This is a genomic window from Paraburkholderia sp. BR13439 (genome assembly GCF_040948805.1).
Lineage (GTDB): Bacteria > Pseudomonadota > Gammaproteobacteria > Burkholderiales > Burkholderiaceae > Paraburkholderia > Paraburkholderia youngii.
Map to the genome: position 1 here is coordinate 334,665 of NZ_JBFPKN010000005.1, position 24,118 is coordinate 358,782.

A 24,118-nucleotide genomic window follows, 5' to 3' on the forward strand; every position below is an offset into this window, starting at 1 on the left:
CAATCGGCCCGCGCCGTTTACGCGCAACGCAGTTCACACACGTCGCCAATCCGCGTCGCTCGGTGACTGGCATATCCATTGCTTTACTGGTAGTCAGATGTCCCTTCCCCTGACTCCATGCTGCGCGTTCTTCTTGTCACCGACACCGACAAACCCATAGGCGATCTGCGCGACGCGCTCGCCTGTCTCGGCTGCGAAATGCTGGCAGGCACCGCGACGCCGCAGGCGCTGCATCGCGCGGTGCAGGACGAGCGGCCCGACGTGATCATCATCGATACGGAGTCGCCGTCGCGCGATACGCTCGAACAACTCGCCGTGATGCACTCGACCGCGCCGCGCCCCGTGCTGATGTTCAGTCACGACGCGAACCAGCAACTGATCCGCGAAGCGGTCAACGCGGGCGTCACCGCGTATCTGGTCGAAGGCCTCGCGACCGAGCGGCTTGCGCCGATCCTCGAAGTCGCGCTAGCGCGTTTCGCGCAGGAGTCGCAATTGCGCGAGCGGCTGGCGCAGGCCGAAAACGAACTTGCCGAGCGCAAGCTGATCGATCGCGCGAAACGCCTGCTGATGGATCAGCAGAAACTCACCGAACCGGCCGCCTACGCGAGTCTGCGCAAACGCGCGATGAACCAGGGCGTCAAACTCGCCGAGGTCGCGCGCGAGGTCGTCGCGTCGGCCGGCTCGCTCAAATGATGCGCTCATGAATCCAGCCACTTCCGTCACCGCGGCGGCCTCTGCCGAGCCGCCTGAAAAGACCCATCTGCGGCTGGGCTTCGTCGCGTTGTCCGACGCGGCGCCGCTGATCGCCGCGAAGCTGCTCGAGTTCGGCCATGCGCACGGACTCACGCTCGAACTGTGCCGCCAGCCGTCGTGGGCCGCCGTGCGCGACAAGCTGCTGTCGGGCGATCTCGACGCCGCACACGCGCTTTACGGGCTTGTGTATGGCGTGCAGCTCGGCCTCGGCGGACCGCGCACCGACATGGCCGTGCTGATGGTGCTGAACCGCAACGGCCAGGCGATCACGCTATCGAATCGGCTCGCCGAGGCGCTCGCGAAGCACGGGACTTTGCGCGAGGCGCTCGCGACGCTCGGCCGCAAGCCGGTGTTCGCGCACACCTTCCCGACCGGCACGCACGCGATGTGGCTGTACTACTGGCTCGCGGCGCAAGGCGTCGATCCGTTGCGCGACATTGACAGCGTCGCGATTCCGCCGCCGCAAATGGTCGCGGCGCTCGCCGAAGACCGGCTCGACGGTCTGTGCGTCGGCGAGCCGTGGAATGCGATGGCCGAGGCGCACGGCGTCGGCAGAACCATCGCTTATACCAGCGAGGTGTGGCCCGAGCATCCGGAGAAAGTGCTCGCCTGCCGACGCGATTTCATCGACGCGCATCCGCGCACGACGCGCGCGCTCGTGCAGACCGTGCTTGAAGCGTGCCGCTGGCTCGACGGCGCCGGGCATCGCGACGAGATCGCGCGCTGGCTTGCGCGGTCCGATTACATCGGTATCGACGAATCGCTGATCGCGACGCGCCTTGGTGACCACGTCGACACGGCGCACCCGCGCCGCCTGCCGATGCGTTTCTTCGACGACGGCGCGGTCAACTATCCGCATCCAATCGAAGGCGCGTGGTTCCTTACGCAGTTCGAGCGCTGGGGGATCATCGATGCGCGCGACGATTACGAAGCGATCGCCGAGCGCATCAACCAGACGCAGCTGTATCGCGAGGCCGCCGCGCGCGTGAACGTGCGGGTGCCTGGCGAGGATGTGACAAGGGAATTGATCGATGGTGAGGTGTGGGGAAGCGGATCATCGCCCGCCGCGTATGGACAGCGTTTCGCGATCCGCCGCTGAGCAGACCGCACGCGAACGCTCGTACTGATGCGCTGACTGCCCACGCGCCGCCAACGGCGGTCAAGTGGACAGTCGGCGTCGCCGAAGCTCAAAAGTTGTACTTGTCGATATTGCTCGCATCGAACGTGGTCGGCGGTCCGAGAATGATTTCGCCTTGCGCGCCGATCGTGCGCTTGCCGAGCTTGCCGGCATCGAACGATTCGCCCTCCTTACCCGAAATCTTGCCCGACGCGAGCGACGCCGCCGCGTACGCGGCCAGATAGCCGAGCTCGCTCGGGTCCCACAGCTGGAATGCGGTCACGGTGCCGTTCTTCACGAACGCGCGCATCTGGTTCGGCGTGCCGAGGCCCGTCACCGCCACCTTGCCCTTGCTCGACGACGACGAGATATAGCGGGCCGCCGCCGCGATGCCGACCGTCGTCGGCGCGACGATCGCCTTCAGGTTCGGATACGCCTGCAGCAGGCCCTGGGTTTCGACGAAGGACTTCTGATCGTCGTCGTTGCCGTAAGCGATCTTGACGAGCTTGATCTTCGAGTACTCCGGTTTCTTCAGTTCCTCCTGCATCCACTTGATCCACGTGTTCTGGTTGGTCGCGTTCGGCGTCGCCGAAAGGATCGCGAACTCGCCCTCGCCGCCCATCAGCTTCGCGACCAGTTGCACCTGACCGCGGCCGATGCCCTCCGCGTTCGCCTGATTGACGAACAACTGGCGGCCTTCTGGCGCGGTATCGGAGTCGAACGTAACGACCTTGATGCCTTGCCCCATCGCTTTCTTCAGATACGGCACGACCGCGTTCGCATCGTTCGCGGCAATCACGATCGCGTCCTGGTGCTGCGTGATCAGCGTATTGATGTACGACACCTGCGACGATGCTCCCGCATCCGACGGTCCCACCGCCTTGCCCACGCCGCCGAACTCCTTGATCGCGGCGAGGCCGCCGTCGTCGGCGATCACTTCATAGGGGTTGTTGATCTGCTTCGGCACGAACGCGATCTTCAGCCCGCTTTTCAGGTCCGCCGCGAACGCGCCGCCGCAGCTGATCGCGAGCAACGCGGCGCATAGCGCGGCCATGCCGGTGTGACGTAGAGGTTTGAACATGAAGTGTCTCCTGCGTTGTTGTTGGACAGAGAGGGATCCGGGTTATCGGTCCTTGGGAGCTTCGTACGAACGGTGACCACTAGGATGAAGAAGACGCTGCTGCGGACTTCGCGATGAAACGCCGGTCGCGCGCCGCACGCCAGCGCGCGACGAGGTTCGGAATCAGCACCGACGCGAGCAGCAGCACGCCGGTCACGATGGTCAGCGTTTCGCTCGATACGTCGTCGAGCGTCAACGCGTTTTTCAGCACGCCGATGATCAGCAGCGACAACAGCACGCCGACCATCGAGCCGCGTCCGCCGAAGATGCTGACGCCGCCGAACAGCACCGCCGCGATCACCGATAGCTCGAAGCCCTCGCCGTTATCGCCGCGCGCACTGGTGAAGCGCAGCGTATAGACGATGCCCGCGAGCGCGCTGACGAGACCCGACATCACGAACAGACGCAAACGGATCTTCGCGACCTCGATGCCGGAGAACGCGGCGGCGGTCGGATTCGCGCCGATCGCATAGAGGCTGCGGCCGAACGCGGTGGCTTGCAAAAGCACGGTGAACAGCACGGCCGCGACGATCACGATCACGAACGGCAACGGAATGAACGTGGGCCCAAGCGTATTCATGCCGAACGCCGTATACGCGGCCGGAAAATCCGCGACTGCCTGATCGCCGAGCAGCACATACGCGAGACCGCGAAACAGCGCGAGCGTACCGATCGTGACCGCGAGCGACGGCAGGTTCAGCTTGACGATCACGAGGCCGTTCAGCAGACCCGCCAACGCGCCGGCGATCAGGACCAGCACGATCACGACCGGCATCGGCAGACCCATGTGCCACAGCACGCCCATCAACGCGCTCGATGCGCCCAGCACCGACGCGACCGACAGATCGATTTCGGCCGCGACGATGATCAGCGTCATCGGCAGCGCCATCAGCGCGATCTCGGTCAGATCGGCGAACACGTTGCTGAGGTTCGCGCCGGTCAGAAACACCGGCGACAGCCAGCGCCCCAACACCAGCGACACGATCAGCACGATCACCAGCAATACTTCCCATTGCAGCGGCGTTTCGCGCTTGCGCGTCAGCAGCGCGGAATCGGGTTTAGCCATGATCGCGTTTCCTCATCATGCGTTTGGCGACGGAGCGGGCCAGCAGCGTATCGGCGGCGATCGCGGCGACGATCAGCGCGCCCTGGATCGCCTGCTCCCAGAACGGCGACACGTGCAGCACGACCAGCGCGATGCTGATCACGCCGAGCACGAGCGCACCGAGCGTCGCGCCGAGGATCGTGCCGACGCCGCCCGTGATCGCGACGCTGCCGACCACCGCCGCCGCGACGACCTGCAATTCGATGCCCTTCGCGGTGCTCGCATCGACGGTGCCGAAGCGCGCGAGCCACAACGCGCCCGCAAAGCCCGCAATCGCGCCGGACAACAAAAAGCCCGACATCACGCGACGCTCGACGTTGACGCCCGCGAGCCGCGCGGCCTCCGGATTCGAGCCGATCGCGTAGTGCTCGCGACCGCCGCGAAACTGCTTCAGATACACCGACAGGCCGGCAAGCACGACGACCGCGATCAGCGCGAGCGTCGGGATACCGAACAGCGTGCCGGTCGCGAGCCGCGAGTACGCGTCGGGCAGACTAGTCGCGTTGATCTGGCCGCCGTGCACCCACGCGTAATCGGCGCCGCGAAAGATGTACAGCGTCGACAGCGTCGCGACGAGCGAAGGCACGCGCCCCACCGCGACGAGCAGCGCATTGATGCCGCCCGCGGCAAGCCCGATCGCGAGTCCCGCGGCCAGTGCGACGAGCACCGGCATATGCGGGAACGCAACATACAAACTCCCTACCGCATACGCGCTGACACCCACCGTCGAGCCGACCGACAGATCGATATGCCGCATCAGGATCACGACGGTCATGCCCGCCGTCAGCAGCCCGATGATCGACACGTTCAGCAGCACGTCGCGAAGATTCTGCATGTTCAGGAACTGCGGCTTCGCAAGCCCGGTCCCCGCGATCAGCAGGATCAGCACGACGAACAACGTGGTTTCGCGGCTCTTCGCGATGCTCGCGACGAGACCGCCCGACGAAGCGGCCGAACGTTTCGGCAGCGATTGCTGGACCGGCGCGGGATGGGTCGAATGGCGCATCATGCTGCACGTCCCAATGGTGAGAGTCCCTGACCGAGCGCGGCGCCCATGATCCGCTCCTCGTTCGCGTCGGCGCGCGCGATCTCCGCGCTGATGCGGCCTTCGTGCATCACGAGCACGCGATCGGCCATGCCGAGCACCTCGGGCAACTCGCTCGAAATCATCAGCACGGCCATGCCGTCGCGCACGAGTTCGGCCAGCGCGCTATATACCTCGGCTTTTGCGCCGACGTCGATGCCGCGTGTCGGTTCGTCGATGATCAGCACTTTCGGGCCGGTCGCGAGCCATTTGCCGAGCACGACCTTCTGCTGGTTGCCGCCCGACAGCGTGCCGACCGGCGCATTCGGGTCGCCGGCTTTCAGGCGCAGCCGCGTGCCCCACTTGTTTGCGAGCTGCGTTTCGCTGCGCGTCGAAATGAGACCATGCCGCACGAGCCGGCCGAGCACCGTCATCGACGCATTGCGCGCGATGCTCAGTTCCAGCGCCAAGCCTTGCTGGCGACGATCCTCCGGCACCAGCGCGAGCCCGGCACGCACCGCGGCCGCGGGCTTGCCGGTGTCGAGCCGCTTGCCGGACAGCCACACTTCGCCCGCATCGAGCGGATCGATACCGAAGATCGCGCGCGCGACCTCACTGCGCCCCGCGCCGACCAGACCCGCGAGCGCGACGATCTCGCCGGCGCGCACGTCGAACGAGACGTCCTTGAACACGCCGATGCGCGTCAAGCCGCGCACCGACAGACGCACTTCACCAGGCGTGCAATCGGCCTTCGGATAGAACGTTTCCAGATCGCGGCCGACCATCTTTGCGACGATCGCGTCGGTGCTCAGATCGGCGGTCAGTGCGTCGAACACTTTCGCGCCGTCGCGCATGATCGTCACGCGCTGCGTCAGCGCGAACACTTCGTCGAGCCGGTGCGTGATGAACAGAATCGCGACGTCCCGTTCGCGCAGCTTGCGCACGATCGCGAACAGCCGCTCGACTTCGGGCAGCGACAACGCGGCCGTCGGTTCATCCATGATCAGCACGCTCGCGTTCAGCGACAACGCCTTGGCGATTTCGATCACCTGCTGATCCGCGATCGACAGACCGCGCACCGGTTGATCCGCGCGCAGTTCGACGCCGAGCGACGCAAGCAGTCCGTCCACTTCGCGATGCATCGCGTCGTACTGGATGCGGCCGAAACGATCGACCGGCTGCCGGCCCATGAAGATGTTCTCCGCGATCGACAGATCGAAGAACAACGTCGGCTCCTGATAGATGACCGCGAGTCCGGCGTCACGGGCTTCGGCGGGCGTCGCGAAGCGGCGCGGCTCGCCGTTCACCAGCAATTCGCCGGCATCGGGCTGATGCACGCCGGCGAGAATTTTCACGACTGTCGATTTGCCCGCGCCGTTCTCGCCGAGCAGCGCATGCACCTCGCCGGGCCACAGCACGAGGTCGCCGTCGGACAGCGCGCGCACCCGGCCGAAGGATTTGCTCGCGTGCCGCAATTCGAGTCGCGGCACCGCGGAAGGGGATGGCTGCACTGCGTGTCTCCTTTTTTTCGGCTGTGTTCTGCTCGACGCGGCGGCGCGTCAAATCCGGTAATACCGTTCGGCGTTACGCCGAAACAGCGCGTCTTTCTCAGCCTCGCTCGCATCGCCAACGATCGACGCATACGCGTGCCACAAATCCGTGTACGAACCGAACAGCCGGTCGACCGGAAAGTTCGACGCGAACATCGCGCGTTCGACGCCGAACGTATCGATCGTTTCGAGCACATACGGGCGCAGGCTTTCGACGGTCCAGTGATGATCGAACATCGCGAGTCCGCTGATCTTCACCGCGATGTTCGGACAGGCCGCCAGCAAGCGCATGCCATCGCGCCACGCGCGATAACCGGCCACGCTATTGCGATCGACGAACATGCCCGCATGATTGACGATCAACAGCGTGTCCGCATGCGCACGCGCGAGCGCGGCCGCCTCTTCCATCTGCGATGGATAGATTTGCAGGTCGAACGACAGATCGAACCGGCGCAGCAATGCGAAATGCTCGCGCCACTGCGGCTCGCGCATATAGTGACGGCCGACGTAATCGAACAGCTTGTTGTCGTGCACGTTGAGAATCTGCCGGATGCCGCGCGTATTCGCGAACGACGCATGCGCTTCGAGCAACGCCGGTGCGTTCTGCGCGGACAGATCGACAGCGGCCACGATCGCATTCGGCATGCCGCGCGACGCGTCGCGATCCGCGATCGACTGCAACCAGCGCGTTTCTTCGACGGGATCGGCCGGATCGTGATTCGCTTCGACGTGCACGAGCTTCAGCACGTCAATGTCGCCCGCTTCACCGAGCAGATGCTCGAGCAGATAGTCATGCTTCAGCTCCCGCGCATCGCCGACGAACGACACGCCCGGATTCTCCAGCCACGGATAGCGATGCGTTTTCAGATCCCACAGATGGATATGCGAATCGACAACCTGCATGCGGCACCTCAATGATTGAGATGAAAGACCGGTTCGAGCGTCTGCGACAGCGGCGTGTGATCGGGCGCGGTCTGCATGATGTCGGCCATGTAATCCCACCATTTGCGCATCACGTCGAGTTGCGGCAACTGATCCATCGTGTGATCGCTGGTGCGCGAAAGCACCGCGAAAAGATGATGCGTGTCGGGGTCGAAGAAAATGCGGTAGTCGCGCACGCCGGCGTTGTGCAACGCGTCAACGAGCTCGGGCCAGATCTCCGTATGACGCCGTTCATATTCTTCGCGCATGCCGGGGTTCAGTACCATCCGGAAAGCGATCGTCTCCATTGCGGCCTGTCTCCTGTCGACTTCTTCGAACGACTATAATTCCTGCATCGATAGCCTCTCAATCCGTTGTTGGGATTGGGCGATCCATAAACCGAATCGCACGGGCACCTCTACTGGCACCATGAGCCAACATTCAGCCGCCGTCGCACTGGTCAATCGTCTAAAGTTCAAGCATCTCGCCCTGCTCGTCGCGCTCGACGACACCCGCAACCTGCATCAGGCCGCCGAGGCCGTCAACGTCGCGCAACCGAGCGCGAGCCGCATGCTCGGCGATATCGAGGAAGCGTTCGGCTTTCTGCTGTTCGAGCGCAACGCCCGCGGCATGACGCCGACGCCGCTCGGCGTCGTCACGCTCGCTTACGCGCGCCGCGCGCTTGCCGAACTCACACGCTTCGCCGAAGACCTCGATGTCAAACGCCGCGGCGGTCACGGGCAATTGACCGTCGGCGCGATCATGGGCGCCGCGCCCGATCTGCTGGCGATGTCGGTCGCCGTGCTGAAGACCGAAAGCCCGCTGCTCAACGTGCGCATCCTCGGCGAAACGAGCGACCAGGTCGTGCAATTGCTGCATCGCCGCGAGGTCGATCTCGCGCTGGGGCGCCTGACCAATCCCTTGCAGCACAACGACTTCAGTTTCGAGCCGCTCGCGCGCGAAACGCTGCTGCTCGTCGTGCGCGCCGTGCATCCGCTCGCGCGGCGCACGCGCATCACGTTGCGCGAACTGATTGCGTGGCCGTGGGTGGCGCAGCCGATCACGAGTCCGGCACGCGTGCTGTTCGAGGAAGAACTCGCGCGCGCGGGGCTCGCCACGCCAGTCAATCTGACCGAATGCGCGTCGATCTTCGCGACGCTGCAATTGCTCGAAAACTACGATGCGGTCGCGATGCTGCCGGAATCGGTCGTGCGCGATCATGTGCGCGGCGGGCTGCTCGTCTCGCTGCCGCTGGAAATTGGCAAGAGCCTCGCGGGTTTCGGCATTCTGACGCGCAAGGAAGAGCCGCTCGCCGAGCCGGCGCTGCGCTTGATCGATCTGCTGCGCGGCTTCTCGCGCAACCTCGCGCGCGACAATCCCGCCATCGCACCCGGCACGCTGAGTGCGCCCGCCACGGTCAATTGACGCCCGCATCGCGCGTCGCTTATTGCAGGTTCACGAACAGGCCGCCGTCGACGAGCAGCGCAGCGCCCGTCACATAGCGCGCGCGGTCCGACGCGAGAAACACGACGCAATCGGCGACGTCGTCGGGATGCCCGAGGCGGCCGAGCGGAATGCGCTTCTCGAAGTAGGCCTTCTTCGCTTCGTCGGCGAGATCTTCGGCGTTAAGATCGGTCGCGATCGTGCCCGGCATCACCGAGTTGCAGCGGATGCCGTACGGCCCCAACGCAATCGCGCACGACTGCATCAGCGAATGCACGCCGGCCTTGGTCGGCGTGTAATGCGTCTGCATGCCGCCGCCCACCAACGCGCTGATCGAACTCGTCGCGACGATAGCGCCGCCGGTGCCCTGCTTTTTCATCTGCTGCGCGGCCGCTTGCGTGACGAAGAACGCGCCGTTCAGATTGACCGCGACCGTCGATTCGAGCACATCGGCCGGCATGTCGAGAAACCCGTGGAACGGGCAGATGCCGGCATTGCTCGCGAGCACGTCGACCTTGCCGAACGCGTCGACCGTACGGCGCACCAGCTCCTGACCAGTATCGCGCGCTGCGACGTTGCCTTCCACCGCGATCACGCGCCGTCCCAAAGCCTCGATTTCGCCGACCACTTCCTCGACCGCCGAGCGGCGGCCATACGATGCGTCGTTGTCACCCCAGTAGTTGATCGCCACGTCCGCGCCTTCGCGGGCGCAGGCCACCGCGATTGCGCGTCCGATGCCACGCGAGCCGCCGGTGACGATCGCGACTTTGTCCTTGAGCAGCACCTTAGTCTCCTTTGCCAGGGTTCGCTGTTCGGCATACGTTCAAAGCATTCAACTCGTTCAATGCTGATAAGGCCGCACCAGCGCGCATTCCGGATTGAGCCGCACGCCAAAGCCCGGCGTATCCGGCACCTTCATGCGCCCGTTCACCGGCACAGGCTCGTCGAGCAGCAGCGGGTTGAACATCGGCACGACTTCGTCGGCTTTCGGCGCCATCATCAGAAACTCGGAGAACGGCGAGTTATGGCGCGTGACGACGAAGTGATAGCTGTACACCGACGAACCGTGCGGCACCACCATCACGTTGTGCGCATCGGCGAGCGCGGAAATCTTGATTAGCTCAGTGATGCCGCCGCACCAGCCGACGTCGGGCTGGATCAGATCGCAGCACTGCATCTCCAGCAGCATCCGGAAGCCCCAGCGCGTCGCCTCGTGCTCGCCGGTCGACACCATCATGCCGCTTGGCACGTTGCGGCGCAGTTCGGCGTAACCCCAGTAATCGTCGGGAGGAAGACATTCCTCGAGCCATTTGAGGCCGTATTCGTGCGCGCCTTGCGCGAGCCGCGTCGCGTAGCGCACGTCGAGGCTCATCCAGCAGTCGTACATCAGCCAGAAGTCGTCGCCGACGCGCGAACGCATGTCGGCGAGCTTCTCGAGGTTCTGCCTGAGTCCGTCTTCGCCTTCCGCGGGACCGTGCTGCAACGGCAGCTTGCCGCCGATGAAGCCCATCTCCTTCGCGAGATCGGGCCGCGCGCCGGTCGCATAGAACACCAGCTCGTCGCGCACCGGGCCGCCCAATAGTTGATACACGGGCTCCTTGCGAACCTTCGCGAGCAGATCCCACAGCGCGAGATCGACGCCGGAAATCGTATTGAGCACGATGCCCTTGCGCCCGTAGTACAGCGTCGCGAAGTACATCTGGTCCCACATCTTCTCGATGTCGGTGACGAGCTGCCCTTCGAGAAAACGCGCGAGATGCTTCTCGACGATGAACGCGCCGATCTCGCCGCCGGTCGTCACCGCGAAGCCCACGGTGCCGTCGCTCGCCTCGATCTCGACGACCAGCGTGCCGAGTACGTTGATGCCGAATGACTGGCGGCTCTGACGGTACTCGGGATAACGCGCCATCGGCGTCGCGATGTGATCGTCGATCCAGTGCCCGCCGGCCTGGTCGTGATAGTCCGCGCCGCCGCCGCGAACGATGAAGGCACGCACGTGCCGGATGGTAGGCATGGCCATGAAAGGACTCCGTGAGAGAGGCGTCGAAGCGGCTCGACAACGCGCGTTCGACGCGTATGCAATGCTCGAGCAGCGCGATTAATAAGTGGCGCGGCCGCCGGACAGATCGAACACCGAACCGGTGCTGAACGCGCAGTCTTCGGAAGACAGCCACAGGATCAGCGACGCCGCTTCTTCCGGCAGCAGGAAACGATTCATCGGAATCTTCGACAGCATGTAGTCGATGTGCTGCTGCGACATCGAATCGAAGATCTCGGTCTTGGCCGCGGCCGGCGTGACCGCATTGACGAGGATGTTTCTGGTCGCAAGTTCCTTGCCGAGCGACTTGGTGAGCCCGATCAAGCCCGCCTTCGACGCGCTGTAGTGCGAAGCATTCGGATTGCCCTCCTTGCCCGCCACCGACGCGATATTGACGATGCGGCCATAGCCCTGCTTCAGCATCTGCGGCACGACCGCGCGGCAGGTCAGGTACGGGCCGATCAGATTCACGTCGATCACGCGGCGCCACAGGTCCGGCTCGAGCTCCCACGTCGTGCCATTGCCGCCGGTGATGCCCGCGCAGTTGATCAGCACGTCGATCGAGCGGTGCTCGGCGACCGTTTGCGCGGTGGCTTGCTGGACCGCGGCTTCGTCGGTCAGCTCGACCATGACGGCGCTGACCTTGCCGAGTTCGCTCAGCTCGCGCTGGCTGCGCGCGAGGCGTTCGCTATCAACGTCCCACAACGCCACCGACGCGCCCGACTGCAACGCCCGCTGCGCGACCGCGTAGCCGATGCCGCGCGCGCCGCCGGTGATGACGACCGCGCGCCCCTCCAGATCGATCCGATTCATTGCTGTGCTCCTGTGGGCCGCCGTGCGGCGCGCCGTCGAGTTGTTGTATATCGCTGCAGTCAATATACGGGCGGTGCGATGCACCAACAATTCGACTATCGGAGGGGGCGATAGCAAAAGTGAATCGGCAGCGGGATCGAGCGCTAATGGGAAGCGAAGATGCTAGTCATCGGCAGCGACGAAAAGCATCGACACATACAGAATGGTCGACACGACGATGATGCCGACGCCGACCAGCACCTTGGTCCGGTCGAAGTTGATGCCGCCGATGATCGCTATGCCGATCCCGAACACCGACGACAACGTGCCGACCGCCGCGAGGCCCACGTGGATCTTGCTGCGGACGAGCCTTTTGCGCTCCGATTCGGCAGTGGTTTCCGTTTCGCTCTGTTCCATTTCCCGCTCCTCGCGCGACGCGATGACCCTGGTGAAACTTGAGCCGCGATGGCCGGCGCGCGCCATCGAACCACCGGTTGCGGTTCGACGCCGCGCGCCTCGATACGCTTCAGCGTAGTTTATTTAAGCCTTCCCGAGCGCCGTTATTTGACGTCCGCGCCGTTGCGCGACACCGACGCCGCGATAGCCGACACGAACACCGCGCGCACCGAATCGCCGACCTTCAGTTTATCGAGCGGAATGTCCGGCGCCACGTCGAGCGTTTCGGTGCGCGACGGCCCGCGCAGCGTGATCGTGCGCTGCTTGCGATCAATCTTGCGCACCGTCGCCACGACTTCGACGCGCCGCGCCGATGCAACCACACCGTTGGCCGCGGGCTGCGTGACTTCGGTATCGATGCGCTGGCGAATTCCGCTCGGCGCGAGTTTGTCGACGCCGACCAGTAGCGCCTTTTTGTACGCAATCGTCACCATGTCGCCGATATGCAGTTTGCTGACGTCGGCGGCTTGCGGATTCACGTCGAAGGTTTCGTCGCCGCCGTGGGGGCCGCGCAGCGTCACGCTGTTCGCCGCGGGATCGATCGCGACGACGCGCGCCTGAACGTGCAACAGCGCGGCAGCGCCGATTGCCCGCTGTTCCGGCGCGGACGCCGCGTTGTCCTGCGCGAACGCCGAACCCGCCGCCGCAACCAGAACCGCTAACGCAACCGTGATCGCCTTCGCCCGCATGAGCCCAAAGCCCGTTGTATTGGAAGCCATGAAATGCTCCTTTTGATTGCGTCGTTTTTACGGCAAATGGTTTGTCGCAGATCGCGTACTACGCGCAGCAGCGACAACTGCGGTCGCTTCGATTAAAAACGAAAACGGACTATTAATTTCTTTTATCAGACGGGGTACGCATTTTTTGAAACCAATAACGGTTCGTTTTCTGATGCGCCGATTTGTCTCGCAGAACTGCGCGTGAAAAGCGCGTGGTGGCGGGTGACCGCGCAGAGAGCCGCGCGGCTTTGCGCACGCGTTCGCGGAGCGTCAGCGGAGGGGTTGAGAGCTAGCCATAACAGATGCCTCGCAACGAGATGGACCACCGGGCGACCCAATGTAAGCGGGTCCGGAAATTGCCGTACGTTATGACTATTTCAAACTGTCTCGGGGATGCTAGCAAACGGGTAAAGGAATGGCAAGATAAGGGATCGTGCATCGCTATTCCGGATTAATCGGGCTTGCTGCGTCAAATCTTTTATGACGAGTGGCGATTCATTTGCCTTAAACATATGATGCTCGTCGTTTCGACTGTGGACGAATTGGCAATCGGCGAACGACTCAGCATAAACCCTTAATGGATGACACTGACGCGATTGCGCATCACTTCGCGACGAATACAAAAAAATGTCGTCAATCATGGGAATACTGCGCACACGGCCGGATCGATCGAGCGAATTTTGCCGTCGAGGTCACAGTCATGTGGCATCGCAGGCACAGCGTTTGCTGTAGCTCGCGTCGGCGTTTAACGCACAAACATTGGAATATCGAAAGGACACCACCCACATGGTCACGACTCGCCCCTGCACCGCCGCCTGCGTCATCGACGGCCGTCTCGTCACGCTCACTTTCTATCCGGACAACGGCGTATTGCGTATTGCCGATCCGACCGGCGTCTGTCTACGCGAAACGCGCTGGCATGGGTCATGGCGCGCTCTGCTGGAAGTGTTCCGCGGTTACTACGATCCGGCGGAAAACCGCGCCACGGCACGCGGCGTCGACGATATCGTCGCGCGCCTCGGCGAGCGCAGCGCTGATGTTCCGCGGGAATTGGCATTCTCGTGAAATGGCATGCGCTTGCGGTCAAGCGCATGCACTGCCGCCGCCGCGCGCGGCGCCAGTTCGCTGCCTGGAAACCCCGCGCCACTGCGGGTGCCCCTCATCCGGCGCGCCCTGCTGCCGCTCGCAGATCGGTCATTGACCAAAATAGGTTTTGCACTCAGTGCTGAACGAGCAGGACTGGCTGCGCCGGCCACCCGCTTGCGACTCGCCCGCCGCAACACCGCCATACGACGCGTTGCGCACGCCCTGCTCGCGCGGGTCCCAGCTCCGACCGTAGGACATGTCGGTCGTCGCCTGCGCCGATTCGTTCGCATTGAACTGCATCGTCGCGCGACCTGACATGCCGGGGTCCGCCTGGCCGCTCAGTTCCTCCGCGGCGGCTGTTCCCGGTACCAGAAACAGGACGGCGGTCGCGGCAATCATCAATATACGTGCTCTCATTTCCGGACTCCTCGATCCGGCGCAGCAGTGTTCGTCCTCCACAAGAATTGATCCGCGAACAGCCAGTCTGCCCAATGGGGCCGAGGAACGGGTCGATGCCAATGCGCTACTGCTGCGACGGGTCACCGAACTAAACAGATGAAGAATGACCGCGCTGGCAACCGAGGCTCGACGCGTTCCCGGAGCGTCGGCGGAATCGGTGTGCATAAGGCGGTTGTAAGTCTGCGTTGCGCAGCTTTTCGTCTTTCTTTTATAGGTCGCGCCCCCCGGAATTCAATCCAGGAGCTTCCAGCAGAGTAACCGATTGTCCGCACCGTTCGATAAACCGCATTCACTGACAAATTCAATGTGAACTAAGCGTGCTTTGCTCGCGCATTGCGTTATGATGTTGCTACAAAGCACAAAAAGCGAACCCGCACATCGACGAAAGTCCAGTGAAAGACGGACAGCGTGGAGTGACTCCATCCATTCGCAATCATTGCATCGAGACTCAGAGTTTTCATAGCGAACGTCAGGCTTACCGGACTCGTTCGCCGCGCTGCGACATGCTGAAATATTTGCTGATCGAGACTCTCAGTTCGAGGGTCGGTTGTTCCAGCGGCCGTCTTTGTCCGAGGCCGTATTGCAATTCGGGGAGCAACGTTTTTTAACCCGGCACATGGCATCTCCGTCAATCGACAACCCCACCGCGGGGCGGCCCCATCCAGTCGGGCTCGACGCTTCGCAGCTTTTTCCCCGCAATCTGTCTTCGACAGTACGCTGCACGTTTTAGAAGGACAAATATCCTATGGACGAAAGGAAGCGAGATAGCATGATTGCGTATCTCCGCCATCGCATGGAAGAGTTTGGTATCAGGCCAGAAGACCTCGCCGCGGCGCTGGCAACCGAGTCATTGGCCAAAAAAGCTGAGCGCTATCGCAATGCGACCGGAGACAGTTGGGATGGCAATGGCGAAATGCCGCAATGGTTGAAGCAAGCCATTAGTGCCGGCCAGAGCATTGAGCATTTCGAATTGGCCGCAAAGCCGGCGCCCGCCCCCCCACCAAAAACCCAACCGAAAAAACAGGTGGACTGGTCGAATGACCCGTTCGCCGGCACGCGGCTCGCGCGCCCGAATAACCGCTAGGTGCAGGCCGCCGCGCTTGAAGGCGCGGACACCATGGCTGCGGATTCGAAACGAACCGCCGTGCCACGCACCGGTTTTGCGCCACCGCCTGGCATATTCACGGTATTCGCGGCATTCACCGTATTCCCCGCATTGATGGCATTCGCCGGATCGGCGATATTCGCGTGATTCGCGTGATTCGATGCAGGCTGCGCATATTGCGGCAGCTCGATAAACGCGCTGACCTGGCGCACGATCTGCCAGAAGGTCTTGTCGAAAAGACGGGCCTGCTCGTCAGCGAACCCGTGGCCGCCCGCGAGCGGATCGGCAATGGTCCAGTAGACGAACGCCGGCGCGCCGGGAAATACCGGCGCATGCAGTCCGCCGACGAATTCGTCGAGCGCGATCACGATATCCATGCGCGGCGCCCATTCACCGGTGAATTCCAGCCAGCTTTTGGGGCTCAGCACCGCGCGCCCCGAAATGCCAGGCTGCAATTGCGCGACCGCAAGTGGATGAAGGCGCGCGGCCGGTTCAGGGCCCGCGCTGAACGCCTCGAACCGGTGCCCCGCCAGTTCGCGAAGTAAAGCTTCTGCAATGATGCTGCGGATCGAATTATCGCGGCAGAGAAACAACACCTTATATTTTCTGGACACGCTTACCCCGTACCGATGTTTTTTTATTTAGCCTCTGGGCGGAATTGTGCCGCTCCAGTCTTGCGCCCCCGTGACACTACTGCGTCTTTTTTATTTGCGCCACGGGATTCGCGCCAGCTATCTCGAGTCCCGGGCACAGAGCACAACTTTGCGAACGATGGGCAGTGTACCAGTGTCCTGCCCCCAGTTTCAGCACCCTTTTTGAATATTTGCCAGATCAAGCGATGCTGCCGCCGTACCGGCGATTAGGCGCGCTCGGCTTGTCCGGTCGAAGTCGGCAGCGCGCGGACCTGGGCGTAGGGGTATACGCGGCAGGCGTCGCCTCGAATGAGATTGCCGCGGGCGACCCGGGTCGTCGCGACACGTCAGAATTTCAGGCTGTTGAGGAACTGGAACCACAGATTGCCGAGCGCGCCGGCCGGATGGATGTCGCTCGCGGTTTCGTCGCGCTTCGCGTGATTCGCGCGTTTGACATGCGGCGTGTCGTGAGAAGCGGTTTCTGAAGCCGTGCCGGTATCGTGCGCGGTTTTCGCCAGTTCGGGCTCGGCCGCCTCAGCTTGCGCCGCTTCCGCGCCCTTCGCCGCCTTCCCTGCGCGTCGGGCATTTTGCGAGGCGTCCGCCTCATCACGGCGGGCCGCCTGCAACGCCGCGACGCTGTCGGCGATCTGCGCGGCGCGCTGGGGTTCGCATTGCCGTCCGAGCAGCACGCCGAACAGCACGTCGCGATTGTGGCCCTGGTCGGCGAAGCGGATCGCGATCGACACCATCTCCGCGTACGCGGCTTCGTCGGCTGCGCGCGCCGCCGCCTCACGCTTCGCCTGCGCGCGTTGCCGACGCGTGTGCTGCGCCTCCCACTCGCGCATCTGCTCAGCGTAGACAGTGTCGTAGACCTTGCGCTGCTCGGCATCCGACAGGATCGCGTACGCGTCCTTGATTTCCTGGAACGCCGCGCGCGCCACGTCCTCGGCACCGTGATTACGATCCGGATGCCACTTCATCGCGGCCTTGCGGTAAGCCCGCTTGATTTCGTCGTCGGTGGCGTGCGCGGGCACGCCGAGCGTGTCATACAGGGTTGCCATGCTGGGCTCGATCTCGCGGAAAATCACTGCGGGCATCGTAGCATGCAAAAAGCAGCGTCATCGTGAAGCGGCTACCACGCACGCGCATGCAATCGGCATTGCCGCAATGGCACATCGTCCGCCGGCGACCCACGAAAAAAAGGCCCCACCACTTCCGTAGCGAGGCCGAGTCCCATGTCTAAGGAGATTTATGGAGGAGACGAGTCCATCTTAGGGTCTTGCCCGCACGCGCCCAACCAACGATTCGCCATATGCTTATCGGCCGCGTGCTCAGGTGCAATGCAGAGCGACTCGGCGAGCTGTGGCCGCATGGTTATATCGTTAGAACAAAAAGTCGCTTAGCCGCGCGGCGCTCGCTCATTAAGATGACACTTCAAAGTCCGGTTCGCTCCGGCCGGTCCGTTTACGGCCGTGCACGTGCGTTGCTGACGCTGCATGAGTCCCGCATCGACCGCGCCGTCAACCGCAGCGTGAACCGCAATCGAAGGAGCATTTCGTTGAGCAGATCCGATCATTCCCGCCCGCCGCTCATCGTCGGTATTGGCGGTACGACGCGCGCGGCCTCGTCGACCGAGCGCGCGCTGGCCTTTGCGTTGCGCGGCGCCGAAGCCGCCGGCGCGCAAACCCGCCTGTTCGGCGGCAGTTTCCTGCATAGCCTGCCGCACTACGCGCCGGAACAGCCGGCCCGCACAGACGAACAGCTCGAGCTGATCGACGCTGTGCGTCGCGCGGACGCGGTGATCATCGCGACACCCGGCTATCACGGCGGCGTATCCGGGCTCGTGAAAAACGCGCTCGACACGCTCGAGGAATTGCGCGCCGACGAGCGCCCCTATCTGGATGGCCGCGCGGTGGGCTGCATCGTCACCGCCTACGGCTGGCAGGCGGCGGGCTCCGTACTGACGTCGCTGCGCTCGATCGTGCATGCGCTGCGTGGCTGGCCTACGCCGTTCGGTGCCGGCATCAATACGCTGGAGACGCGCTTCGATAGCGTCGACAGCTGTTCCGATCCGAAAGTGATCGAGCAACTCTCGACCGTCGGCCAGCAAGCCGCGCAGTTCGCGCTCGCGTTCAATGCACAGCGTGCGCACGGCGCACCCACCGCGTCCAGCCATTCGGCCGCGAGCCGGGCATCCGCACAAGGCACCACCACCCCGATCGCCGCGGACAGCCGTTCCGCGCGCGTCCTGCACGCGGTCTGAAACACTCTCCCGGGCACCGTGACGCCGCCGCCATCGCGCACGGCGCCACGCTTTGCGCCGAGCGACCGTGCGCCACATAACAGACATCGCGACCCCGCGCGAATAGAGTCACCGAACACAGCGACTTTGATCCGATCCGGGCTTCTGCTTACCACTCCCGCCCCGCGCTGATTTGCTTCCGACGAAAGATTGGTTCACCCGCTGCGCAGCGCGCCCTACGCTTGACCCTGCCCGCCGCTTCACACACCTTCGGCAACGACAGGGCCGCGCCGCACGCATTGGTATTCCGCACGACACGCGCGGACACACAGACAAGTCAAGATCATGAACTCACACATCCGCTACAAGGGCTACGAGGTCGAAGCGGCAACGCAACTGCTCCCCAACGGATTATTCGCCGCCAATCTGACGATCGAGCAGCGCGACGAGAATACGCGCAAAGCTTATTCGTTCGACGCGCTCGACTACTTCTTCGACGAAGAGCATGCGCTCGCCTATGCGTCCGACTGGGGGCGCATGTGGATCGACAATCACCGGTAAGCGCATCGATATCGATGGCAGCGAGCGCGACGCGCGTTGTGCATCGCCCGGCATCGACCTTCAGGCGGATGTGCCAGAATAGCTGAACCCTTGCGTTCGCTGTCTGCCCGCGTGACCTGTCCGCTTCTTCGACGGATGCAGTCGAACTTCGCGCCGCCCGCGACGCATCCATCGATACGGAGACGCCCGTAATGACATGGACCGTCGATGCACAACTCGCGCTCAGCGCGGCACAAGCGGTCGAGGCGCTGCAATCCGGCCGGCTCAAAACCGCCGACTATGTCGCCACCCTGCTCGCGCGCGCCGCCGCGCTCACTCAGCTGAACGCGCTCACCACGCTCGACTTCCACGGCGCGCTCGCCGCCGCGCAGCGCATCGACGCATTGACGCCAGCGGAGCGGGCGCGTTTGCCGCTTTGCGGCCTCGCAATAGTCGTCAAGGACAACATCAACACCGCCGGCCTGCCGACGACGGCCGGCACGCCCGCGCTCGCCGGCTTCGTGCCGAACACCAACGCGCCATCGGTGCAACGCCTCGTCGACGCGGGTGCGATCGTGCTCGGCAAGGCCAATATGCACGAGCTCGCGTTCGGCATCACGAGCACCAACCTGTCCGCGCACGCGGGGCCGGTGCGCAACCCGTACGATCCGTCGCTGATGCCAGGCGGCTCGTCGGGCGGCACCGCGGTGGCGATCGCCGCGCGCATCGCGCCCGCCGGACTCGGCACCGACACCGGCGGCTCGACCCGCATCCCGGCCGCGCTGACCGGCACCGCGGGCTTTCGTCCTTCGGTCGGCAACGGCGGCGCAGAGCGGCGCTATCACGACCCGAATGCGGTCGTACCGATCAGCCATACGCGCGACACCGTGGGCCCGATGGCGCGCAGCGTCGCTGATCTGGCGCTGCTCGACGGCGTGATCACCGGCGACGGCGCGTTGCCTGCGATTGCGCTCGAAGGCTTGCGCATCGGCTTGCCCGCGCCGCTGTGGGACGCTCTCGAACGACAGGTCGAAGACGTCGCGCGCGCAGCGCTGCAAAAGCTCGAAGCCGCGGGTGTCACATTCGTGCCGGTCGCGATGACCGAGTTGGAGCATCTGAACGGCATGGTCGGCGGTCCGCTCGCCATTCACGAAGCGCGCGACGACGTGCTCGCGTGGCTCGTCGCGAATCAGGCGCCGGTGCAGACCGTCGCCGAACTGGCCGTGCGCATCGCGAGCCCGGACGTGCGCGCGATCTACGACGACGTGCTCGCCGACGTGCTCGGCTCGCACTATTCGGCGGCGCTCAATTACTGGCGGCCGCGGCTGCAGAACTACGTCGCGGCGACGTTCGCGAATGCCGGTCTCGATGCTTTTCTGTTTCCGACGACGCGGCTCGTCGCGGTGCCGATCGACGATCTGAACGGCTCGTCGACGGTCACGATCGACGGCGGTCCGCCGATCGATACGATGGAGGCGTTCCTGCGTAATACCGACCCGGCCAGCACATCCGGCATTCCAGGGCTGTCACTGCCGGCGGGCATCAGCGCGAGCGGGCTGCCGGTCGGCCTCGAACTCGATGGACCGCTCGGCTCGGACAGGCGGCTGCTGGCCATCGGTGTCGCGATCGAACAGGTACTGGGAGCGTTGCCGGCGCCGGTGCTGTGAAGCCCGTGTTTCACGTCGGCGCCATGTGGTTTGTGTTTTAATGCCTGCGCATTACAGCCCGCATTCCAACGCTTTCCCCGCCCGAACCCCACCTAAGCGACGATGACGAACCTCGCCACCGCCCTCTCATCTCGCGGCCTCGCGCGCCGCATCGTTCATTCGACCGCCGTGCTCGCGGTCGCTCTCGCCGCCAGCGCCTGCGCGCGCGTCGCGACGGTCGACTCCAACGCGCTGTGGAAAATCGTCGACATCCGCTGCGTGCCGTCGCAGCAGGCCACCGGCACGCCGGGGCAATGCTCGCTCGTCGATCTCGACAAACGCTATGTCGTCCTGAAGGACATTCTGGGCCGCTCGCAGTTTCTGCTGATGCCGACCGATCGCATCACCGGCATCGAAAGTCCGCTGATCCTCGCGCCCGATGCGAAAGACTACTGGAGCGACGCGTGGGATTCGCGCCATTTCGTGCAGCAAGCGGTCAAACGCGAATTGCCCGACGATCAGCTCGGCCTCGAAATCAACTCCGAATACCGTCGCTCGCAAAACCAGCTGCATATCCACATCGATTGCATGCGGCGCGAAGTCAGCGCCGTGCTCGCCGGTCACGCTCACGACGCGCCCGGCGAATGGCGCTGGGCGACGCTCGATGGCGAGCGCTACAGGATCATGCGCGTGAGCTCGCTGGGCGGCGCCGACGACCCGTTCAGGATCGTCGCACGCGACAATCCCGATCCGGCGACGATGGCCACGCAAACCATCCTCGTGACCGGCGCGGGACCGTCCGCGGCTCGGGATGGCTGGCTGATCGTCAACAGCGGTATCGACATCGATGGCGGCAGCGGCACGGCCGAAGGGCTGCTCGATCACGCGTGCCGCTTCGCTGACGATCATTGAACGCTTACCGGATACACGCTATCCGCGCCCGCTTTTCCACGATTGAGCAGATGCATTGCTCAATAAAATGGTTCGGGCGCACAGCGTCGCCCCGTACGATCGGTCTGGACCTGCGAATTACAGCCGCGGGTTCGAATATGCACTCGGACCGATTCAACGATGGCGACCTATCTCGACGACACCCAGCGCAACGATATCGACCGTCTGGCCGCAAGCCGGACCTGGCGCACGCAATGGCCGACGTGGGCGCTGATCGTCGCGATCTACGGTGGCTGGTTCGGCGTCGCCGCGCACGCGCGTCTGCTGGGTCTGCCACTGACGGCCGCGCTGCTGGCCATTTTCGGCGCGTGGTTCATGTCGTTGCAGCACGAGCTGCTGCACGGTCATCCGACGCGCTCGCAATTCGTCAACGCGCTGCTCGGTTTTGCGCCGCTCGCGGTGTGGTTCCCATATCACGTATATCGCGAGTCGCATCTGCGCCATCACGACGATGCGCGCTTGACCGAGCCCGGCAGCGATCCGGAAAGCTATTTCGTTAGCGCAGCGGAGTGGCAACGTGCGGGCATCGCGATGCGTGCGTTGCTGGTTTTCCGCAATACGTTGACGGGTCGCTTGCTGGTCGGGCCGGCGTTTGCGATTGCCGCGACCGGTGCGCAGGCACTCGACAAGATTCGCGACGGCGATTGGCGCGACCTGCCCGCATGGCTCGCGCATCTCGCCGCGCTGGTTGCACTCACAGTGTGCTTGCAGCAGATGTGCGGGATACCGGCGTGGGTGTTTATCGTCGGTGCTGGGTACGGCTCGCTCGCGCTTGCATCGGTGCGTTCGTTTCATGAGCATCGGATTGCGCAGGAGCCCGCGCATCGCACGGTCATCAACGAAGCGGGATGGCTTTGGCGGTTGCTGTTTCTGAACAACAACTATCATCTGGTTCACCATGACCTGCCGCAGGTGCCGTGGTTTGCGCTTCGGACGGTCTATGAAACGTCCCGCCAGCAGTACATAGAACGCTCCGGGGCCTTTCTGGTCAAGGGTTACAGCGAATGGGTCAGACGCTATGGATTCGCTTCGGTGGCGCATCCGGTGGCGAGCGGCACGTCCGACTCAGGCCGACGAAATCCGCCTGCTTCCGCCGGTTTTGCGGGTAGATTGCGGGTAAAATTTATGGTAGTTGTCCGCCAAGGAGAACTCCATGAGGCTCACCTAGCCGCTCCTGCAGAACGCCAAACCGCAGAGCAAGCCCTATAAACTTCGTGATCGCGATTCCATGTATTTGCGGGTCTCGGTCTCGGGTTCGAAAGTCTGGAAATTTGACTACCGGTTGGATGGCAAGGACTGCAGTTACACTCTCGGCCGATTCCCCGATCTTTCGATAACGGACGCTCGTCAACGTCGCAGCGCTGCAGCCAAGCTGGTCGCATCTGGCATCCATCCGAAGGCATACGAGAAGCAACTACAACAGCAGACTGTTGCCCATCAGAAGAACACGCTCTGGCCCGTGTGCGAGGAATGGCTGGAGGACAATCGGGGAAAATGGACCCCCTACTATCACGCTCAAGCCACGCGTTTCCTTGCGCGCTACGTGAAAGGTTCACCTCTCGGCACTATGCCGGTCCGCGACATCAAGGCGTCGCATGTGCACGATCTGCTGCAATCGATTGCAAAACGCAAAGCTCTTGCAGACGATGAACGCAAGGCAGAAGGCGCACCACATATCGCCATACGGGTTCTCCAACACCTCGACGCTATATTCAGACGCGCGATCGTCAGCGGGCGCGTGGACGCGAACCCCGTTGCAGCGCTTAAGGCATCCGATGTGGTGACGCTCCCGCCTACGCGCCACAACCGGGCGCTCGAGGTTCATGAACTCAAGCACCTACTGGCTACTTTTTCGGTCACCGGAACTCAGCGCACACACCTAGCGATGCGCTTACTGCTACTAACCTCGCTGCGCAGCGTCGAGCTGCGAGGTGCAAGGTGGCGGGAGATTGACTTGCAATCTGCGATATGGGCTATCCCCGAAGAGCGCATGAAGATGGAGCGTCCGCATGTGGTGCCGCTCAGCAGGCAGGCAATTGAGATTTTGGAAAAGATCCGGGAAATTAATCGACCTAAGAGCGCTGACGACTACCTCTTTCCAAACGTCAGAGATGAATCGCGGCCGATGGCAGCCACCACCATTGATGCAGCCTTGGTCCGAAGTGGATTCAATCACGAACGCCTTTTCAGGGCACACGGCGCACGCGGTACGTTCAGCACATGGGCACATGAACAGGGGTTCACGCCGCTCGCGATCGAACGTCAGTTGGCCCACGTCGAAAAAAATCGGGTGAGCCGCGCGTATAACAAGGCCGAGTTTCTTTCTGAGAGACAGAAGATGATGCAGGATTGGGGAGACTATGTGCAGAGGCTGAGCGATTAGTCTTCGGTCTGCGTCCCTCGTCGCACGCTCACTACA

Annotated in this window: 25 protein-coding genes; 11 read left to right on the forward strand and 14 right to left on the reverse strand. The window is 63.4% G+C overall.

Going from position 1 to position 24,118, the window contains the following annotated elements:
* The first annotated feature begins 117 nt into the window (after positions 1–117).
* Together AB3X96_RS13080 and AB3X96_RS13085 are read left to right on the forward strand one after the other, a co-directional pair.
* Positions 118–693 carry an ANTAR domain-containing response regulator gene (locus AB3X96_RS13080; RefSeq protein WP_368590060.1) on the forward strand — a complete coding sequence of 192 codons (576 nt, stop codon included), beginning with the start codon at positions 118–120 and terminating at the stop codon, positions 691–693.
* A gap of 7 nt (positions 694–700) precedes the next feature.
* A complete protein-coding gene (locus AB3X96_RS13085; protein ID WP_368590061.1) occupies positions 701–1,852 on the forward strand; it encodes a CmpA/NrtA family ABC transporter substrate-binding protein in 1,152 nt (383 codons plus the stop codon).
* An 88-nt stretch (positions 1,853–1,940) separates the two neighbouring features.
* Here AB3X96_RS13085 and rhaS read toward each other — a convergent pair whose 3' ends face one another.
* The 6 genes from rhaS to rhaM all read right to left on the reverse strand — a co-directional run bounded on the left by rhaS (position 1,941) and on the right by rhaM (position 7,898).
* The gene (gene rhaS / locus AB3X96_RS13090) at positions 1,941–2,951 is read right to left on the reverse strand and encodes a rhamnose ABC transporter substrate-binding protein (RefSeq protein ID WP_368590062.1); all 1,011 of its coding nucleotides are present in this window, start codon (positions 2,949–2,951) and stop codon (positions 1,941–1,943) included.
* Between the two features lie 79 nt (positions 2,952–3,030).
* Positions 3,031–4,056 carry an ABC transporter permease gene (locus tag AB3X96_RS13095; RefSeq protein ID WP_176106215.1) on the reverse strand — a complete coding sequence of 342 codons (1,026 nt, stop codon included), beginning with the start codon at positions 4,054–4,056 and terminating at the stop codon, positions 3,031–3,033.
* On the reverse strand, positions 4,049–5,104 hold the full coding sequence (locus tag AB3X96_RS13100; RefSeq protein ID WP_368590063.1) for an ABC transporter permease: 1,056 nt from the start codon (positions 5,102–5,104) through the stop codon (positions 4,049–4,051). The genes AB3X96_RS13095 and AB3X96_RS13100 overlap by 8 nt, the downstream gene beginning before the upstream one ends.
* Positions 5,101–6,630, reverse strand: coding sequence for a sugar ABC transporter ATP-binding protein (locus AB3X96_RS13105; protein ID WP_368590064.1), 1,530 nt, complete (start codon positions 6,628–6,630; stop codon positions 5,101–5,103). The genes AB3X96_RS13100 and AB3X96_RS13105 overlap by 4 nt, the downstream gene beginning before the upstream one ends.
* A gap of 48 nt (positions 6,631–6,678) precedes the next feature.
* The gene (locus AB3X96_RS13110; protein WP_176106218.1) at positions 6,679–7,572 is read right to left on the reverse strand and encodes an amidohydrolase; all 894 of its coding nucleotides are present in this window, start codon (positions 7,570–7,572) and stop codon (positions 6,679–6,681) included.
* 8 nt (positions 7,573–7,580) lie between these two features.
* The gene (gene rhaM, locus AB3X96_RS13115) at positions 7,581–7,898 is read right to left on the reverse strand and encodes an L-rhamnose mutarotase (RefSeq protein ID WP_368590065.1); all 318 of its coding nucleotides are present in this window, start codon (positions 7,896–7,898) and stop codon (positions 7,581–7,583) included.
* A 121-nt stretch (positions 7,899–8,019) separates the two neighbouring features.
* Between rhaM and AB3X96_RS13120 the strand changes: the two genes are divergently transcribed.
* On the forward strand, positions 8,020–9,015 hold the full coding sequence (locus tag AB3X96_RS13120; RefSeq protein WP_368590066.1) for a LysR family transcriptional regulator: 996 nt from the start codon (positions 8,020–8,022) through the stop codon (positions 9,013–9,015).
* Between the two features lie 19 nt (positions 9,016–9,034).
* Here AB3X96_RS13120 and AB3X96_RS13125 read toward each other — a convergent pair whose 3' ends face one another.
* From AB3X96_RS13125 to AB3X96_RS13145, 5 genes are all read right to left on the reverse strand, one after another.
* On the reverse strand, positions 9,035–9,817 hold the full coding sequence (locus AB3X96_RS13125) for an SDR family NAD(P)-dependent oxidoreductase (RefSeq protein ID WP_368590067.1): 783 nt from the start codon (positions 9,815–9,817) through the stop codon (positions 9,035–9,037).
* A 57-nt stretch (positions 9,818–9,874) separates the two neighbouring features.
* A complete protein-coding gene (gene rhmD, locus AB3X96_RS13130; RefSeq protein WP_368590068.1) occupies positions 9,875–11,053 on the reverse strand; it encodes an L-rhamnonate dehydratase in 1,179 nt (392 codons plus the stop codon).
* Between the two features lie 78 nt (positions 11,054–11,131).
* The gene (locus AB3X96_RS13135) at positions 11,132–11,884 is read right to left on the reverse strand and encodes an SDR family NAD(P)-dependent oxidoreductase (protein WP_368590069.1); all 753 of its coding nucleotides are present in this window, start codon (positions 11,882–11,884) and stop codon (positions 11,132–11,134) included.
* Positions 11,885–12,046: 162 nt separating this feature from the next.
* Entirely contained in the window at positions 12,047–12,280 is a 234-nt protein-coding gene (locus tag AB3X96_RS13140) for a hypothetical protein (protein WP_018434370.1), read from the reverse strand.
* A gap of 143 nt (positions 12,281–12,423) precedes the next feature.
* Positions 12,424–13,038 carry a copper-binding protein gene (locus AB3X96_RS13145; RefSeq protein ID WP_368590070.1) on the reverse strand — a complete coding sequence of 205 codons (615 nt, stop codon included), beginning with the start codon at positions 13,036–13,038 and terminating at the stop codon, positions 12,424–12,426.
* A gap of 786 nt (positions 13,039–13,824) precedes the next feature.
* Here AB3X96_RS13145 and AB3X96_RS13150 point away from each other — a divergent pair.
* Positions 13,825–14,103, forward strand: coding sequence for a hypothetical protein (locus AB3X96_RS13150; protein ID WP_368590071.1), 279 nt, complete (start codon positions 13,825–13,827; stop codon positions 14,101–14,103).
* 129 nt (positions 14,104–14,232) lie between these two features.
* Here AB3X96_RS13150 and AB3X96_RS13155 read toward each other — a convergent pair whose 3' ends face one another.
* The gene (locus AB3X96_RS13155; RefSeq protein ID WP_368590072.1) at positions 14,233–14,541 is read right to left on the reverse strand and encodes a hypothetical protein; all 309 of its coding nucleotides are present in this window, start codon (positions 14,539–14,541) and stop codon (positions 14,233–14,235) included.
* Between the two features lie 787 nt (positions 14,542–15,328).
* Between AB3X96_RS13155 and AB3X96_RS13160 the strand changes: the two genes are divergently transcribed.
* The gene (locus AB3X96_RS13160; protein ID WP_368590073.1) at positions 15,329–15,667 is read left to right on the forward strand and encodes an H-NS family nucleoid-associated regulatory protein; all 339 of its coding nucleotides are present in this window, start codon (positions 15,329–15,331) and stop codon (positions 15,665–15,667) included.
* Here AB3X96_RS13160 and AB3X96_RS13165 read toward each other — a convergent pair.
* Complete coding sequence (locus tag AB3X96_RS13165; RefSeq protein WP_368590074.1) at positions 15,664–16,302, reverse strand: arsenate reductase ArsC; 639 nt, start codon at positions 16,300–16,302, stop codon at positions 15,664–15,666. The genes AB3X96_RS13160 and AB3X96_RS13165 overlap by 4 nt on opposite strands.
* Positions 16,303–16,667: 365 nt before the next feature.
* The gene (locus AB3X96_RS13170) at positions 16,668–17,381 is read right to left on the reverse strand and encodes a J domain-containing protein (RefSeq protein WP_368590075.1); all 714 of its coding nucleotides are present in this window, start codon (positions 17,379–17,381) and stop codon (positions 16,668–16,670) included.
* 497 nt (positions 17,382–17,878) lie between these two features.
* Here AB3X96_RS13170 and AB3X96_RS13175 point away from each other — a divergent pair, with 497 nt between their 5' ends.
* The 6 genes from AB3X96_RS13175 (at position 17,879) to AB3X96_RS13200 (ending at position 24,082) form a co-directional block, all read left to right on the forward strand.
* Entirely contained in the window at positions 17,879–18,583 is a 705-nt protein-coding gene (locus tag AB3X96_RS13175) for an NADPH-dependent FMN reductase (RefSeq protein WP_368590076.1), read from the forward strand.
* Between the two features lie 324 nt (positions 18,584–18,907).
* Positions 18,908–19,123: a transcriptional regulator gene (locus AB3X96_RS13180; protein ID WP_176106231.1), complete on the forward strand. Its 216-nt coding sequence runs from the start codon at positions 18,908–18,910 to the stop codon at positions 19,121–19,123.
* Between the two features lie 191 nt (positions 19,124–19,314).
* Positions 19,315–20,769 (forward strand): indoleacetamide hydrolase, encoded by a 1,455-nt coding sequence (gene iaaH / locus AB3X96_RS13185; protein WP_368590077.1) that lies wholly within the window; start codon positions 19,315–19,317, stop codon positions 20,767–20,769.
* A gap of 102 nt (positions 20,770–20,871) precedes the next feature.
* The gene (locus AB3X96_RS13190; RefSeq protein ID WP_368590078.1) at positions 20,872–21,660 is read left to right on the forward strand and encodes a CDP-diacylglycerol diphosphatase; all 789 of its coding nucleotides are present in this window, start codon (positions 20,872–20,874) and stop codon (positions 21,658–21,660) included.
* A 159-nt stretch (positions 21,661–21,819) separates the two neighbouring features.
* Positions 21,820–22,908, forward strand: coding sequence for a fatty acid desaturase (locus AB3X96_RS13195; protein WP_368590079.1), 1,089 nt, complete (start codon positions 21,820–21,822; stop codon positions 22,906–22,908).
* A 19-nt stretch (positions 22,909–22,927) separates the two neighbouring features.
* Positions 22,928–24,082: a tyrosine-type recombinase/integrase gene (locus AB3X96_RS13200; RefSeq protein ID WP_368590080.1), complete on the forward strand. Its 1,155-nt coding sequence runs from the start codon at positions 22,928–22,930 to the stop codon at positions 24,080–24,082.
* Positions 24,083–24,118 lie beyond the last annotated feature (36 nt).

Excerpts from the sequence above, each read along its gene's own strand:
- AB3X96_RS13120 (WP_368590066.1), top strand. The coding sequence starts at position 8,020 with ATGAGCCAACATTCAGCCGCCGTCGCACTGGTCAATCGTCTAAAGTTC.
- AB3X96_RS13200 (WP_368590080.1), top strand. The coding sequence starts at position 22,928 with ATGTATTTGCGGGTCTCGGTCTCGGGTTCGAAAGTCTGGAAATTTGAC.
- AB3X96_RS13155 (WP_368590072.1), bottom strand. The coding sequence starts at position 14,541 with ATGAGAGCACGTATATTGATGATTGCCGCGACCGCCGTCCTGTTTCTG.
- AB3X96_RS13140 (WP_018434370.1), bottom strand. The coding sequence starts at position 12,280 with ATGGAACAGAGCGAAACGGAAACCACTGCCGAATCGGAGCGCAAAAGG.
- AB3X96_RS13080 (WP_368590060.1), top strand. The coding sequence starts at position 118 with ATGCTGCGCGTTCTTCTTGTCACCGACACCGACAAACCCATAGGCGAT.
- AB3X96_RS13110 (WP_176106218.1), bottom strand. The coding sequence starts at position 7,572 with ATGCAGGTTGTCGATTCGCATATCCATCTGTGGGATCTGAAAACGCAT.
- AB3X96_RS13135 (WP_368590069.1), bottom strand. The coding sequence starts at position 11,884 with ATGAATCGGATCGATCTGGAGGGGCGCGCGGTCGTCATCACCGGCGGC.
- rhaM (WP_368590065.1), bottom strand. The coding sequence starts at position 7,898 with ATGGAGACGATCGCTTTCCGGATGGTACTGAACCCCGGCATGCGCGAA.
- AB3X96_RS13145 (WP_368590070.1), bottom strand. The coding sequence starts at position 13,038 with ATGGCTTCCAATACAACGGGCTTTGGGCTCATGCGGGCGAAGGCGATC.
- AB3X96_RS13100 (WP_368590063.1), bottom strand. The coding sequence starts at position 5,104 with ATGATGCGCCATTCGACCCATCCCGCGCCGGTCCAGCAATCGCTGCCG.
- AB3X96_RS13160 (WP_368590073.1), top strand. The coding sequence starts at position 15,329 with ATGGACGAAAGGAAGCGAGATAGCATGATTGCGTATCTCCGCCATCGC.
- AB3X96_RS13085 (WP_368590061.1), top strand. The coding sequence starts at position 701 with ATGAATCCAGCCACTTCCGTCACCGCGGCGGCCTCTGCCGAGCCGCCT.
- AB3X96_RS13170 (WP_368590075.1), bottom strand. The coding sequence starts at position 17,381 with ATGGCAACCCTGTATGACACGCTCGGCGTGCCCGCGCACGCCACCGAC.
- AB3X96_RS13195 (WP_368590079.1), top strand. The coding sequence starts at position 21,820 with ATGGCGACCTATCTCGACGACACCCAGCGCAACGATATCGACCGTCTG.
- rhmD (WP_368590068.1), bottom strand. The coding sequence starts at position 11,053 with ATGGCCATGCCTACCATCCGGCACGTGCGTGCCTTCATCGTTCGCGGC.
- AB3X96_RS13180 (WP_176106231.1), top strand. The coding sequence starts at position 18,908 with ATGAACTCACACATCCGCTACAAGGGCTACGAGGTCGAAGCGGCAACG.
- iaaH (WP_368590077.1), top strand. The coding sequence starts at position 19,315 with ATGACATGGACCGTCGATGCACAACTCGCGCTCAGCGCGGCACAAGCG.
- AB3X96_RS13190 (WP_368590078.1), top strand. The coding sequence starts at position 20,872 with ATGACGAACCTCGCCACCGCCCTCTCATCTCGCGGCCTCGCGCGCCGC.
- AB3X96_RS13095 (WP_176106215.1), bottom strand. The coding sequence starts at position 4,056 with ATGGCTAAACCCGATTCCGCGCTGCTGACGCGCAAGCGCGAAACGCCG.
- AB3X96_RS13150 (WP_368590071.1), top strand. The coding sequence starts at position 13,825 with ATGGTCACGACTCGCCCCTGCACCGCCGCCTGCGTCATCGACGGCCGT.
- rhaS (WP_368590062.1), bottom strand. The coding sequence starts at position 2,951 with ATGTTCAAACCTCTACGTCACACCGGCATGGCCGCGCTATGCGCCGCG.